This window comes from Bacillus sp. NSP9.1 (genome assembly GCF_000465465.2).
Lineage (GTDB): Bacteria > Bacillota > Bacilli > Bacillales > Bacillaceae > Bacillus > Bacillus sonorensis_A.
Genome location: NZ_CP048273.1, coordinates 4,403,942 through 4,418,098, shown reverse-complemented (window position 1 = coordinate 4,418,098; position 14,157 = coordinate 4,403,942). Strand labels below are relative to the sequence as shown.

The 14,157-nt window shown below is 43.0% G+C and carries 11 protein-coding genes and 2 pseudogenes; 8 read left to right on the top strand and 5 right to left on the bottom strand.

The window, feature by feature from the left end; all coding sequences use genetic code 11:
- The first annotated feature begins 26 nt into the window (after window positions 1-26).
- From M654_RS22685 to M654_RS22665, 5 genes and pseudogenes are all read left to right on the top strand, one after another.
- Window positions 27-595: pseudogene (locus M654_RS22685) on the top strand (sulfurtransferase TusA family protein).
- Window positions 558-1,725: pseudogene (locus M654_RS22680) on the top strand (MBL fold metallo-hydrolase). The pseudogenes M654_RS22685 and M654_RS22680 overlap by 38 nt, the downstream one beginning before the upstream one ends.
- A 25-nt stretch (window positions 1,726-1,750) precedes the next feature.
- Window positions 1,751-1,978, top strand: coding sequence for a sulfurtransferase TusA family protein (locus tag M654_RS22675; protein ID WP_026585659.1), 228 nt, complete (start codon window positions 1,751-1,753; stop codon window positions 1,976-1,978).
- Window positions 1,979-2,039: 61 nt separating this feature from the next.
- Window positions 2,040-2,816, top strand: coding sequence for a sulfite exporter TauE/SafE family protein (locus tag M654_RS22670; protein WP_026585660.1), 777 nt, complete (start codon window positions 2,040-2,042; stop codon window positions 2,814-2,816).
- Between the two features lie 219 nt (window positions 2,817-3,035).
- Window positions 3,036-3,578, top strand: coding sequence for a cupin domain-containing protein (locus M654_RS22665; RefSeq protein ID WP_026585661.1), 543 nt, complete (start codon window positions 3,036-3,038; stop codon window positions 3,576-3,578).
- A 253-nt stretch (window positions 3,579-3,831) separates the two neighbouring features.
- Here the strand turns inward: M654_RS22665 and M654_RS22660 are convergent, their stop codons facing one another.
- Window positions 3,832-4,185, bottom strand: a complete 354-nt coding sequence (locus M654_RS22660) for a winged helix-turn-helix transcriptional regulator (protein ID WP_026585662.1) — start codon at window positions 4,183-4,185, stop codon at window positions 3,832-3,834.
- Between the two features lie 97 nt (window positions 4,186-4,282).
- On the opposite strand from M654_RS22660, the gene M654_RS22655 reads away from it, so the two are divergent.
- Complete coding sequence (locus M654_RS22655; RefSeq protein ID WP_026585663.1) at window positions 4,283-4,945, top strand: MBL fold metallo-hydrolase; 663 nt, start codon at window positions 4,283-4,285, stop codon at window positions 4,943-4,945.
- Between the two features lie 39 nt (window positions 4,946-4,984).
- Here the strand turns inward: M654_RS22655 and M654_RS22650 are convergent, their stop codons facing one another.
- Window positions 4,985-5,704, bottom strand: coding sequence for a MerR family transcriptional regulator (locus M654_RS22650; RefSeq protein ID WP_026585664.1), 720 nt, complete (start codon window positions 5,702-5,704; stop codon window positions 4,985-4,987).
- 150 nt (window positions 5,705-5,854) lie between these two features.
- Here M654_RS22650 and M654_RS22645 point away from each other — a divergent pair, with 150 nt between their 5' ends.
- Complete coding sequence (locus M654_RS22645; RefSeq protein ID WP_026585665.1) at window positions 5,855-6,727, top strand: alpha/beta fold hydrolase; 873 nt, start codon at window positions 5,855-5,857, stop codon at window positions 6,725-6,727.
- 99 nt (window positions 6,728-6,826) lie between these two features.
- On the opposite strand, the gene sda is transcribed toward M654_RS22645, so the two are convergent.
- From sda to M654_RS22630, 3 genes are all read right to left on the bottom strand, one after another.
- A complete protein-coding gene (gene sda / locus M654_RS22640; RefSeq protein ID WP_026585666.1) occupies window positions 6,827-7,057 on the bottom strand; it encodes a sporulation histidine kinase inhibitor Sda in 231 nt (76 codons plus the stop codon).
- Window positions 7,058-7,085: 28 nt separating this feature from the next.
- The gene (locus M654_RS22635) at window positions 7,086-8,324 is read right to left on the bottom strand and encodes a C40 family peptidase (RefSeq protein WP_026585667.1); all 1,239 of its coding nucleotides are present in this window, start codon (window positions 8,322-8,324) and stop codon (window positions 7,086-7,088) included.
- 306 nt (window positions 8,325-8,630) lie between these two features.
- Window positions 8,631-9,707 (bottom strand): N-acetylmuramoyl-L-alanine amidase family protein, encoded by a 1,077-nt coding sequence (locus M654_RS22630; RefSeq protein ID WP_051290321.1) that lies wholly within the window; start codon window positions 9,705-9,707, stop codon window positions 8,631-8,633.
- An 857-nt stretch (window positions 9,708-10,564) separates the two neighbouring features.
- Between M654_RS22630 and M654_RS22625 the strand changes: the two genes are divergently transcribed.
- Window positions 10,565-14,155 (top strand): isopeptide-forming domain-containing fimbrial protein, encoded by a 3,591-nt coding sequence (locus M654_RS22625; RefSeq protein WP_035427870.1) that lies wholly within the window; start codon window positions 10,565-10,567, stop codon window positions 14,153-14,155.
- Window positions 14,156-14,157: the final 2 nt, after the last annotated feature.

The following is a 14,157-nucleotide window of genomic DNA, read 5'->3' as shown; positions in this document are numbered from 1 at the left end:
CTATAAAAGTATGAGGAGGAAATAAAATGATCCAAGCAAATGTTGTATTAAATGCCACAGGCCTAGCCTGTCCAATGCCTATCGTCAAAACGAAGAAGAAAATGAAGGATTTAGAGGCTGGTGACGTATTAGAAATTCAAGCAACGGATAAAGGCTTTACCGCCGATCTAAAAGCATGGGCGAGAAGCTCAGGTCATGAGTATCTAGGTACTGAAACAGAGGGAGACGTCCTTCGTCACTTTCTTCGTAAAGGAGGAGAGCGTCCGTCAAAAGCGGATCTTCGGTTCCGGAGATTTCATTAGAAGCTTTCAAACAGAAAGTCGAAAGTGCTGAGCCTCTTAACATCTTAGATGTTCGGGAGGCGGAGGAGTATGAAGAAGCTCATATCCCCGGTGCAGCGCATATTCCTCTTGGTGAAGTGGAACAGCGCTCTCATGAGTTAAACAAAGATGATGAAATGTATATCATTTGCCATTCGGGAAGAAGAAGTGAAATGGCAGCACAAACGATGAAAAAACAAGGCTTTAAAAAGTTAATCAACGTTGTCCCAGGTATGCGTGACTGGACAGGTAAAACAGAAAAAGGAGGTATTTAAACATGACCGTACAGGCACTTACCGCAAAAGAAGTGACACAAAAAATCTTGAATAAAGAACCGTTATTCATCCTTGATGTGCGTAATGAAAATGATTTTAGCGATTGGAAGATTGAAGGGCATCATGTTGAGCATTTGAATATTCCTTATTTCGACCTTTTAGATGGCGTGGAAGATATCTTGGATATCATTCCTTCGAATAAAGAAGTACTTGTCGTCTGCGCCAAAGAAGGCTCATCCGTGATGGTGTCCGAGATGCTTTCAGAAGCCGGTCTTTCTGTATCGTATCTTAAAGGCGGTATGAAGGCGTGGAGCGAGCATTTAGAACCGGTAAAAGTCGGCGATTTAAAAGACGGCGGAGAGATTTATCAATTTGTTCGAATCGGTAAAGGCTGTCTATCATACATGGTTTTATCTGATGGGGAAGCCGCGATTATCGATGCTACACGTATGGCGGAGGTCTTTTTAAATTTTGCGAAGGAGAAGGGTGTGACGATTACACATGTGTTTGATACACACCTTCACGCAGACCATATTTCTGGCGGCAGAGCGATTGCCGAAAAAACAAAAGCAACTTACTGGTTACCGCCGAAAGACGCCGAAGAAGCGGTATTCGACTATCAGCCGCTGGAAGAAGGAAATGATGTCGCCATTGGGGATACAACAATTGCGATTCAGCCGATTTATTCTCCCGGCCATACCATTGGCTCCACTTCTTTCATTGTCGATAATCAGTATCTCCTTTCAGGCGACATCCTGTTTATTGACTCGATCGGCAGGCCGGATTTAGCCGGTATGGCAGAAGATTGGGTAGGTGATTTAAGAGAAACACTTTACAGCCGTTACAAAGCGTTATCAAATGAGTTCATCGTGCTGCCGGCACACTTTATGATCATTGACGAGTTAAATGAGGATGGAAGCGTTGGTAAAAAACTAGGGGCATTGTTTGCGGAGAATCACGGTTTGAATATCGAGGATGAAACAGAATTTAGACACTTAGTGACAGACAATCTGCCGCCGCAGCCAAATGCATATCAAGAGATTCGCGAAACGAACATGGGAAAAATCAACTCGGATGAAGAAAAACAGCGTGAAATGGAAATCGGACCAAACCGTTGTGCGATTCGATAAAGACCTAAACAGAGGAGAGATGAACTTGAAATCAGATCAATTATTAGATGCAAAAGGGCTGGCATGTCCAATGCCAATCGTCAGAACAAAGAAAGCGATGAATGAATTAGAATCGGGGCAAATTTTAGAGGTGCATGCAACAGATAAAGGAATCAAAAATGACCTGGCGGCTTGGTCTCAATCAGGCGGCCATCACCTTTTAGAACATGTAGAAGAAGGCGGGGTCCTGAAATTCTGGATTCAAAAAGGCTAATCAATGTGAAAGGGTATCGAATGAAAAGATGCCCTTTTCCTTTGAAAAGGAGGGAATCCGAATGGATATGGCCTTTGTGATCACACTTTTCATCATAGGATTTATGGGTTCCTTTATCTCCGGAATGGTTGGTATAGGAGGATCTGTTGTGAACTATCCAATGTTATTGTACATTCCCCCTTTAGTGGGAGTCATGTCACTAACCGCCCATGAAGTGTCAGGGATTGGAGCTATCCAAGTTTTCTTTGCCGCTATCGGCGGTGTTTTGGCTTATCGCAAGAGTGGAGCTTTACATCAAGCATTAATTGTTTATATGGGAAGCAGTATCCTGATAGGAAGTATCATGGGGAGTTACTTTTCTTATCTCATACCTGAAAAAGGAATTCATTTCATATACGGAATCTTAGGCCTTATAGCTGTTATCTTAATTTTGATGCCTAAAAAAGGACGAGAACATAGAGAAGGAGAAGAAGTCACATTTAATAAATGGCTGGCTTCTTCCTTAGCCTTCATCATTGGGGGAGTATCAGGTATTTTAGGAGCTGGAGGCGCCTTTATCCTTGTTCCCGTTATGTTGTCCGTGTTAAACCTTCCTGTAAGAATCACCATTGCTTCCTCGCTTGCGATTACCTTTCTTTCATCAATTGGCGCAGCGGTTGGAAAAGTAATCACAGGTCAGGTGCTTTTTTTACCTGCTCTGGTTCTTATGATCGCTAGTTTAATTGCTTCCCCTATAGGGGCAAAAGCGGGGCAGAAATTAAATGCAAAATTCCTGCAATGGATGTTGGCTCTTTTCATTTCAGCAACAGTCGTTAAAATTTGGCTGGACTTTTTATAAATTACGTTATGGGAAAAGGAAGGCCGATCCCAGTGCTGGATGGGCTTCTTTTTGCTCGTGTTGATTTGGGCCAATTTTGATTATTGTCTTGGCATTTAGGACAGTTCTCTTCTTTTTTAAAACGATGGTTTGAACAGGTCAATATAAATCTGAGTACATTCCTTTAACCGTTGCATAGGATAATTTCATGACATGTTTAAAACTGTGGGGGATGAAAAAGTGTATTATGCACCTTATCTGTATCCATATTACGTGAATGGAGCAAACTATGACGATGGAAGATTTCCGTACAATGTAAACCAGTTTGATGATTGTCGCTCGTCGAATGGTCATGGAAGACTTTTGTTAACGGACTATGGGTCAAAATCGTTTGTCATTAATATTAATGAAGCAACGAAGCAAAATAACACTTTTCGTACGGCTTTATGGACGGGAACAAATTTACAAGTTACTTTAATGAGTCTAAATGTAGGCGAAGATATCGGTTTGGAAATGCATCCAAACGTTGATCAGTTCTTACGGATAGAACAAGGCCGGGGGATTGTTCAGATGGGCAAGAGCAGTGATCATTTACCCTTTAAAAGAAACGTCTACGATGATTCTGCCATCGTAATACCAGCCGGAACATGGCATAATCTCATCAATACTGGCAACATACCGTTAAAGCTATACTCGATTTATGCTCCTCCTAACCATCCATTTGGTACCATTCATGCAACCAAAGCGGCTGCAGCGGTTGCGGAAGAAGGAAGAAGGCTATAGATGATGGCAATGAAAATAAAGTAGTGTTTGGCGGGATTAGTCAAAGTACTATGAGTTCTTGCAGGGAAAGGGGATTCTCCTGAAAAAGCATCAGCTTGTGTAATCAAATTGTTCAGGTTTTGCCAGTTTGGCAAAACCTTTTGATGTTGTGTTTTTGTCTATATTTCACTTCACGAATATAAGTCAAAGGGAGCGTGGACATGTTGAAAAATAACAGGATTTTACCTTATTGCCAAGTTGTATCATTCGAACTTCAACTATTTTTACTCAAATATTGATTTCCCCACATTCTCATGGCTGCAATAATCGGATAAAGCTTCTCACCTTGTTCTGTTAAAGAATATTCCACTTTCCTAGGTAGAGTATTCTCCACTTTTCTCTCTACAATCCCATCAGCTTCGAGTTCCCTCAGCTGTAATGTCAACATCCTTTGTGTGATGCCCGGTATTAATCGTTTCAGTTCATTAAACCTGACCGGTTGATCAGACAGGATGTCGATGATAATCCCTTTCCATTTCCCGCCTATCATATGTAAAGTCAGCTCCACGGGACAAGCCTTTTTGCCTTCTGTACTGCAGACTCCAAAACCATTTAAACGGTTTCCCATATCATCCACCCCTTAAGTCACAAAAATGTGCGTCATTACATGATCCATTCATTTGTATTACATTAATGATATCAAAATGCAAAGGAAGTGGCCTTACTTGAACATGATGCAAATATCAGAACATGTATTTAAATGCGGATTTGTGCTTGATGAGCCTGTTCACTTTCCCATTAATATTTGGTTCATTCAAGATGGTGATGATGTTTATATCATCGATACAGGAACAGAAAAGTTAGCAGATGCTCAAATGCAGGCTGCATTAGCTATTGGAACGCCAAAAGCGATTTTGCTTACCCATGGCCACAGAGATCATATTGGAGGTGCGTCAAAGTGGTTAGAGCAGTTTAATATTCCGATTTATGCACATCAAAAAGAATTGATGTATATCAATGGAGAGGCGCCTTATCCGAATAAACATACAGTGGAAAAAACAGGGGTGGCCAATATTGTCCGACCGCTGACAGAGCAAGCGCTTGATCACTTGCCCATCCAATTTTATTTAACGCCCGGGCATTCTCCAGGGCATGTTGTCTATCATCATGAAATCGACAACATCCTTTTAGCAGGAGACCTTTTCATTACAAGTCAAGAAGATTTACATCCGCCCATCAGAAAATTCAGCGTTGACATGAATGAGAACATAGACAGCGGAGCTGTGATGGATGAAATAAAGCCGGCTCTCATCAGTTCTTCACACGGACAAGATATTCTCTACAATGATGAATTGTATAAAAGATATGTTTTAAGGTATAGAGACTAAAGGAAAAAGAGCAGGTTCAAAAGCCTGCTTTTTATCATATCAGTGTTTTTCAGGTGACGATTTCTTATAAAAGTTCATGTATGTTGTCAACTCCGTGATTCCGATAAATTGAAGCAGCAGCTTGTGATTCAGATTTTCCAGTGCCAATTGAAAGGAACGTTCGATTTGGCCGTAGCTTTGATTGTCTAATTCATCCAAAAGCTGCTTCATGTTTTCAATATAATAAATCGTCTTCCTCAAGCTGCTGATAACTAAAATCTTCCGCAATTCAGATTGCGTAAACATTCTATAACCATTGTCTTGGTTTCTTTCCGAGCGAACCAGCCCTTCATATTCCCAATGACGAATAGCCGAAGTGTTGACACCTGCAATTTTTGCGGCTTCTCCGATACTCATATATTCTTTTAATTTTATATGTTGATATGTTGTAACATCAGCTTTTTGAATCATGGTGAGTATTTCTTCGACTCTTTGCTTTTCCACCTGTATATGGAATTGCTGTTCGTTTACTAACCAAAGGGCTTTTTCAAAATGTCCGTTCTTTATCATACGCATGGCTTGATAAACAACTGGGATGTCATAGCCTTTTAGCAATGCTCTAATTGCCGTAAAGGCTTGAACATGGATCGGTGTATAAACACGGTGTTTTCTTTTCGTTCTCGGTACATTCGGAATCAGCTGCTGTTCTTCATATCTTCTCAAGGTGGTTGTGCTTACATTGAGTTTTTTGGCCATTTGTTTGGGTGTATATGTTTCCATCCCTTCACTCCTTATTTAAAGTAAAACCTTCAAGTGCTACGGCAACATATTTTAAATGAAATCCTATCATATTAAGGGGAAAAAAGCACAAAACCGAAAGATTGCATGAATGTTATATGGTTGTAGTATAACGAGTTGGGAGTGAGATGAATGGAGAAATTCATAAAACTGATCGATGAATCAGACATCAAGGTTGGTTTAGTTGGAAATCCCGGCGGCAAAACTGTCATGCTGCCGACAGCCAAAGAGACCGTATACGGTCAAGAAGCTGAACTTTTAAAGCAGTGGGGAGTAGACCCTGAATTAGGAAAACACTTTGTAGAGGGCCTCTGCGATACATTTCAAGTGTTGTATTTTGACTATGAAGGCCACCGCCTTCAGCATCCGAACCCGGAGAATCTTACGCCTGAAAACATCGTCAAAGATTTGCTGGCCATTGCTGATAAAATGAACGTTAAAAAGTTTCACTATTACGGATACTCATGGTTAGCTTTAGTAGGATTGCAGCTAGCGATTCGGACAAACCGATTAGAAAGCTTGATCATGGGCGGTTTTCCGCCTATCGATGGTCCGTATCAAGAAATGTTGGCGGTGACCGCTAAAACATACGAACAGGTGTTGTCTCATAAAAATTCTCCTGGATCTAATGAGCAACAAAGCCCCGAACAAGTCGATTGGGATCATGTACAGGTCAAGATTGATGAAAATCAAACGAAACAGTTTTTCACAATGTATAAGCATTTAGCGTCATTTGATGATCGAGCAATTCAGCATCTGCTCACGATTCCAAGACTGACGTTCGCCGGTGAGAAAGACACGATTGTGTATGGAGAAAACTTCGGCAATGTCACCGTCGATATTGCCGGTATCATCCAACAAAATAAACAAGAGCTAGAATCCCTAGGGTGGGATGTGGAAATCTTAAAAGGAGAGGATATGGATCACACGAAAACGATGCAGCCTGAAACGGTGCTGCCATTCATCAAAACTTGGTTGGTTAAAAATTCAAATGGGGGGAGGTGATGTGACATCAGTGGCATTTAGGATAGTTCAATAAACGAGGAGCAGTATGTTAAAGCGCTAATTCAAGACACGATTGATGCCCAACCCCACAGAAACGAGTCAGCGGGGTGATTTCTTCTGATTAGCCATAGCGCTTTTTTCTTGTTCTTTTATTGAATCTATGCTAATCGAACGTCTTTTCAGTTCTGTTTCCAGCAGCGTAAGAAAATGAGGATCAGCATCTGACAATTTTTTGGCTGATCGATAAGCATTTACAAGGTCTTTGTCAGCTAATGTTTTCATAATGATTGCTTTTTTATGCTCCTTTCTCAATGAATATACTGCAAACAAAAAAACCCAACCCAAAACGGTTAGGGCTTTAGAAAGAATAGCGTTTCGCGCCGAGATAACGCTTTTTCCAATAGGAATTGTTCATATCACTGATGCTGACTCCCGAGTCGTTCGCATTGATGAACTTTCCGTTTTCTAGATAAATGCCTACATGTGAAGGGCCCGGTTTATATGTTGAAAAGAAGACGAAATCTCCTCTTGCGGGCTTGCTGACCGGGTCCATGATATTCCAGTATCCCGCTGCGCTCAGCCTTGAGACAGATGTGACTTTGTTCAGCGCATAATAAATGAAGCCGCTGCAGTCAAAGCCTGAAGGATTGTTGCCTCCCCATCTGTAAGGGACGCCAAGATGTTTTTCAGCTTCGGCAATCATCCGTTCCACCTTTGATCCCGCCAATACGGCTGAAGAATTCGACTTCTTAAATGAGGCACTGCGCCCTGACGAGGTCGATGTTGGCGCTTCGGACATTTTCAGCTTTTGTCCGATTTGTAATACATCGGTCTTTAAATGATTTTCTTCTTTTATGCTTTGAACGGTCACATTCATCAAGTTTGCAATCTTCCATAACGAATCCCCGTCCTTCACGGTGTAAGTCGCGCTGCTGCTTGAATTCGTTTTGCCGGATGTTGAAGTTGGCGTATTGCTTCTGACTTTAAAAGTCTCTTTTACTATTAGGACTTGATTTGGATAAATCGTATCCGACTTCAAGTTGTTCAGCGTTTTAATCTCGGCAACGGTCACATTTAAACGGTTGGCAATTTTCCATAACGAATCGCCCAGTTTGACCTTATAGGTATTGCTTGAGCTTTTTACAGTATTTGAATCAGCCGATTTGGTTTTCGCGCTAGATCTTGCCGATTTTTTGCTTCCATTCACGACAAGCTTTTGGCCAGGATAAATGATATCACGGCTTAAACCGTTTAACTTCTTGAGCTCCGCAACGGTCGTATTGTAGTCACTCGCAATCAACCAGAGGGAATCGCCCGGTTTGACCGTGTATGTGGTCTTTTCCGAAACCGGGCTTGGCTTTTTCCTGTTTTCCGACTTTCCGCTTGAAATCTCCAAGGTTTGTCCCGCATAAATGATTGATGATGACAGATTATTGGCTGATTTCAGAGCAGAGACGCTTGTGTTATATTCAACTGAAAGCTTCCACAGCGAATCCCCGTTCTTTACCTTGATGGTCTGGGCTTCCGCCGGCGATACTGCCAATGATGTTCCAACTGCCGCAGAGGCTGCCAAGCCTGCCGCTATCTTTTTTTTCATAACCTTTTAGCCTCCTGCCAATCTTAATCAGCTTCAAGTCTATTTTCATATTCGGAGATTTTGACTAGTTTATTGCTGCAAAGCAGATGCCCAGTTTTTATAAACGGTTTGGGAAGCACCCCAGCTTAACCATGACACAAGAATTGGAGGGCTGTTTTCTTCCACAATCCAATATTCCCACCGCTTTTTTTGAGGGTTTGCGTATATTCCTGACTTCATCATTGATTGCATGATGTTTCCCGTAAAGCCCTCCGATCTTCAATGTAATTTAGAAAATTCAAACAAATGGATACGTTCGCTTATGTTTTAAGAGCTAAAGTAATCAGATAACCCTTGCATAATCCCATTGGCTGCTCTATCTTGATAGGTTTCTGACTGTATAGCCGATTCCTCACTAGGGTTTGAGAGATATCCAAGCTCCACTAACACCGCCAGTTTCGGGTTTTCCCTCAAGACATAAAAATCACCGAATCGAACCCCATTATTTTGAAATCCAGTTTGGTTGGATACGTTTTGTACAATCTTTTCAGCTAACGATTTATCAGTGCCTCCATCGTAATAATACGTTTCAACTCCGCGGCTTAATCGGGCAGCAGACGAGTTGTAGTGTATCGAAATAAAAGCATCCGTATGATAGGAACTGCTGATCGCAACGCGTCTGTTTAGACTCAAATAACGATCGGAAGAACGCGTTAAAATGACGTTGGCTCCTTTTTCTTTTAGAAGGGAGGCAAGATGCAACGCGGTTGCCAGTGTATGATTTTTTTCATGGGAGCCATGATATCCCGTCGCTCCCGGATCGATCCCGCCATGACCCGCATCAATCACAATATTTTTTCCTCTTAAACTATGAGAAGTTTGCGTAGCAGCTGCTTTAGGAACCGAGGTTCGAGATATCGCTTGATTCGAATCCGACACCAGCCATCCTGCAATCCAACCTGTCTGAGTACTATCAATTTGTATATGTACCCATTGTCCTTGTCGATCAAGCACCTGATAAGTGTCGCCTTGATTTGTGATTCTGATCACTTTATAGCCGGTTCCGGGTCCGGTCCGGATACGCACATAGCTGCCGGAGACAGAGATCTGCCCGCTGTAGGATTTTGCAGATGCCCCATTGGCGGATGATTCATATAAATATGTTGTCGCGACCCAACCGGTACGACCATGATAAAGGATTTTAGCCCATCCGTATTTTTTCTGTTCAACCTGAACCGCTGAACCGCGCGGTAAGGAACCGATAACCGCTGCATTGATGTGAGGCGCCTTTCTTACATTTAATGACGAGGTTCCGACTGTGTACACCTGACCGCTTGCTTCCGCACTCTCTGATATCCCTGAAAGGAGAGCAATCGCTGCAATAAATACCAACAATCTTTTCACGATTCGCTTTCACCTCCTTCTTGGACAAGATTATAGAGTTGTTTTTTTGTTTCAACAACTTTTCCCGAGAAGGAAATAGGGGTAAATTTACAAATGAGGGAGGGAGTTATGAAGAAAATGAAAAGAAGCAGCGATATCCTCCAATAAAGCCAGCTGTTTCCGTGTTGACGTGTGTTTATAGTTTGTGTCCTTTTATCCGCTTGAATAGGCTGCTGTAAGGAATGCGTTTTTCCACATCTGTAAATTTGCCAGGAATGATAAATTGAATTGGTTTTTCCGGAAGGAAGTGGCCGATATTGAGTCCTAAGGATTATTTTTTATTTTATAAAGTCAAACAAATATTCTCATAAACAGGAATTTTACTTGCAAAATAAGGATATAGATTTTTGTGATATTGGTAAATTAGCTCAGCTTTTATGATCGTTCCTTGATTGGACGAGCTGTTAATGAATGATCATGTTCAAACACTCTATAAGCCTAGTCTATTATAAAATATCTGGATCAGGCTAAAGAGACTTCAGCAACTCGGCGGACACGATAAATCAAGAAAACATAAAAGGAGCGGACATTGCAAGACTGGTAAAAACCTATATTTTGCCCGCTTCTTTTCGCTGATTTTTTGTCTCCGCGGTTTTTGAAAAATGAGTATTTAATCACATTGAGCATCTTTATGGGTTATTGGTAATATTTTTTCACAAAGAAAGGAGGATTTTTCTAGATCGGGTTACAGGATTTAACACAGAATTTTGCCGCAATATCTAGCAATTCATCCTAGCTATCTTTGTTGAAAGGAGGAGAACGTTGTGAACAGGTACTTATTGAGCAGACGCAACAAGAAGCAGATTAGAAAAAGTTTCATGCTGTTTATGATTGCTTTATTGATGATGGGGAACTTGCTGACTGTTTTGCCTAATTCTGTTCAAGCAGCAGGGACAGTAACGATTAATGATACAGATTCGTATGCTATTGGTGGTGTCACCACTTGGGGACAAACTCTGGAACTGTATCAACTAGATGGAACTAAACCAACTACTATCAAAGCAAGTGTTCCTATTACTGGTATTTCAGTAAATTTGCTAAATGGGTTAGCTGTATCTGATAGTGAGAATGCTCTTTATGCACATGATGATCTTTCAAACCTTTATAAAATTAGTCCTACCGGAGCAGCTCAGTTTGTAACAAAACTGGAGGGGACAGCTGGCGGAAACGGTATTATTTTGAATGGGAAATATTACTATACGACCTTAGAGGGCAGTAACTACTACTTGAACGCGTATGATTTAACTACCGGGGGTTTTACCAAGACAGTAGTAAGTGGTTATAATCCTGCTGATTCGGCTAATACATTGGGAGGGGATCTTCTCGTTGATAGTAATGGGTATATGTGGTTCGCTCCAAACGCAGCCACCACTATTGCCCAAATGAATCCTGAGACTGGAGAAGTTTTACGTGTTATTCCAATAACAAATTCGGATGGTAAACCATTAGAAGGTGGAGCAAGAGGACTCAGCTTCTTGCCTAACGGCCAGATGTTACTGAGTTCTGGTATGGGTGTGGCTACTACATTATTTATACTTGATCCAGAGACTCTCGGCACTACTTATCTCGGCACAGTTGGAGATAAACAAGCTTTTGATTTAGCATCTCGATCCACACCCATATTCGAGCCAAATCCTCCTGTGGTTGAATCAAAGAAAGCGTCAACGATCCAACAAAAAGCGGATGGCAACACAGACGCAGATCATCCGGAAGTGGGAGATACGCTTCTGTATACGATCCAGACACGAAATACTGTCACAGACAGTCTGATTGCCAATCTCGCAATCTCTGACACGCTTCCTGAAGGATTGGCATACGTGCCAGGCACGCTGAAAGTGGACGGCACGGCGGTAAGCGACGCTCAAGGCGATGACAAGGGCGACTTTACCGACGGCAAAGTAACCGGTCAAATTGGCGATGTGACAGACACCGAATGGCACACCGTGACATTTGAAGTGAAAGTACAGCCAGGCCAGGCCGGGAACACCATTAAAAATACCGGAACGATTACCGGGGATAACACGGATCCGCCAGATCCGAACAATGAAATCGTTGTGTACCCGCGCAATCCGGTTGTAGAGTCGAAAAAAACGTCAACGATCCAACAAAAAGCGGATGGCAACACAGACGCGGACCATCCGGAAGTGGGAGACACACTTCTGTATACGATTCAGGCGCGAAACACAATCGAAGACAGTAAGGTGACGAATCTCGCAATTTCAGACACGCTACCTGAAGGATTGGAATACGTGCCAGGCACGCTGAAAGTGGACGGCACGGCGGTAAGCGACGCGGAAGGCGATGACAAGGGCGACTTTACCGACGGGAAAGTATCCGGTCAAATTGGCGATGTGACGGACACTGAATGGCACACCGTGACATTTGAAGTGAAAGTACAGCCAGGCCAGGCCGGGAACACCATTAAAAATACCGGAACGATTACCGGGGATAACACGGATCCGCCAGATCCGAACAATGAAATCGTTGTGTACCCGCGCAATCCGGTTGTAGAGTCGAAAAAAACGTCAACGATCCAACAAAAAGCAGATGGCAACACAGACGCGGACCATCCAGAGGTGGGAGACACGCTTCTGTATACGATTCAGGCGCGAAACACAATCGAAGACAGTAAGGTGACGAATCTTGTGATTGCCGATGCGCTTCCAGAAGGACTGGAATACGTCCCAGGCACGCTGAAAGTGGACGGCAAGTCAGTAAGCGACGCCAAGGATGAAGATAAAGGCGACTTTACCGATGGTAAAGTATCCGGCCAAATTGGGGATGTGACGGACACCGAATGGCACACCGTGACATTTGAAGCGAAAGTGAAGTCAGGTCAAGCGGGCAAGACGATTAAAAACACCGGAACGATTACCGGGGACAACACAAATCCGCCGGATCCGCATAATGAAATCGTCGTTGATCCGAAAGACCCGGATACAGAGTCGAAGAAAACATCAAGCATCCAGGAAAAAGCGGATGGAAATACAGATAAGGACAATCCTCAAGTAGGAGACACGCTTCTGTATACAATCCAGACGCGAAACAAAGTGGAAGACAGCTTGATTGAAAATCTCGTGATTGCCGATGAGCTGCCTGAAGGACTGGAATATGTGCCAGGCACGCTGAAAGTGGACGGCAAGTCAGTAAGCGAAGCCAAGGATGAAGATAAAGGCGACTTTACCGATGGTAAAGTATCCGGCCAAATTGGCGATGTGACCGACACTGAATGGCATACCGTGACATTTGAAGCGAAAGTGAAGTCAGGTCAAGCGGGCAAGACGATTAAAAACACCGGAACGATTACCGGGGACAACACAAATCCGCCGGATCCGCACAATGAAATCGTCGTTGATCCGAAAGACCCGGATACAGAGTCGAAGAAAACATCAAGCATCCAGGAAAAAGCGGAAGGAAATACAGATAAGGACAATCCTCAAGTAGGAGACACGCTTCTGTATACGATCCAGACGCGAAACAAAGTGGAAGACAGCTTGATTGAAAATCTTGTGATTGCCGATGCGCTTCCAGAAGGACTGGAATACGTATCAGGCACGCTGAAAGTGGACGGCAAGTCAGTAAGCGACGCTCAAGATGAAGACAAAGGCGACTTTACTGACGGTAAAGTATCCGGCCAAATTGGGGATGTGACAGACACCGAATGGCACACCGTGACATTTGAAGCGAAAGTGAAGTCAGGTCAAGCGGGCAAGACGATTAAAAACACCGGAACGATTACCGGGGACAACACAAATCCGCCGGATCCGCACAATGAAATCGTCGTCGATCCGAGAGAACCTGGCTTAAAGTCAGAGAAAACAGCGAAGAACATGAAGACAGGCAAGGATCAGTATGAAGCTGGAGATACGGTGGTCTACACGATCAAAACCCGTAACACGACAGCGGACAGCCAAGTCGAAAACCTCGTCATTTCCGATGAACTGCCAGAAGGACTGGAATACGTATCAGGCACGCTGAAAGTGGACGGCAAGTCGGTGAGCGAAGCCAAAGATAAAGACAAAGGCGACGTTACTGACGGAAAAGTATCCGGTCAGTTTGGCGATGTGACGGATTCCGAATGGCATACCGTGACATTCCAAGCGAAAATCAATTCCGGCTATTCCGGCAAAACGATTAAAAACGTAGCTGTCGTAAAAGGCGGCAATGTCGACAAGCCTGATCAGCCAGAAAAGAACATCACGGTTGAACCGAAGGATCCTGGAAAGCCAAGCGAACCTAATCAACCAAACCATCCTGAAAAGCCAAATCCTTCAGATCCTCAGGATTCAGCTGGAGGACATGAGCTTCCGGATACGGCAACGAATATGTATAATCTGCTTGTGGTTGGTTTAGGTTTGTTGTTATTAGGAGCGGTCCTTTGGTATATGCGCAGAAAGAAAAATGTCTAAGA

What these genes read in the sequence shown, in the direction of transcription:
- M654_RS22670 (WP_026585660.1), top strand. Translation starts at nt 2,040, where the DNA reads ATGGATATGGCCTTTGTGATCACACTTTTCATCATAGGATTTATGGGT.
- M654_RS22660 (WP_026585662.1), bottom strand. Translation starts at nt 4,185, where the DNA reads ATGGGAAACCGTTTAAATGGTTTTGGAGTCTGCAGTACAGAAGGCAAA.
- M654_RS22635 (WP_026585667.1), bottom strand. Translation starts at nt 8,324, where the DNA reads ATGAAAAAAAAGATAGCGGCAGGCTTGGCAGCCTCTGCGGCAGTTGGA.
- M654_RS22625 (WP_035427870.1), top strand. Translation starts at nt 10,565, where the DNA reads ATGCTGTTTATGATTGCTTTATTGATGATGGGGAACTTGCTGACTGTT.
- M654_RS22650 (WP_026585664.1), bottom strand. Translation starts at nt 5,704, where the DNA reads ATGGAAACATATACACCCAAACAAATGGCCAAAAAACTCAATGTAAGC.
- M654_RS22645 (WP_026585665.1), top strand. Translation starts at nt 5,855, where the DNA reads ATGGAGAAATTCATAAAACTGATCGATGAATCAGACATCAAGGTTGGT.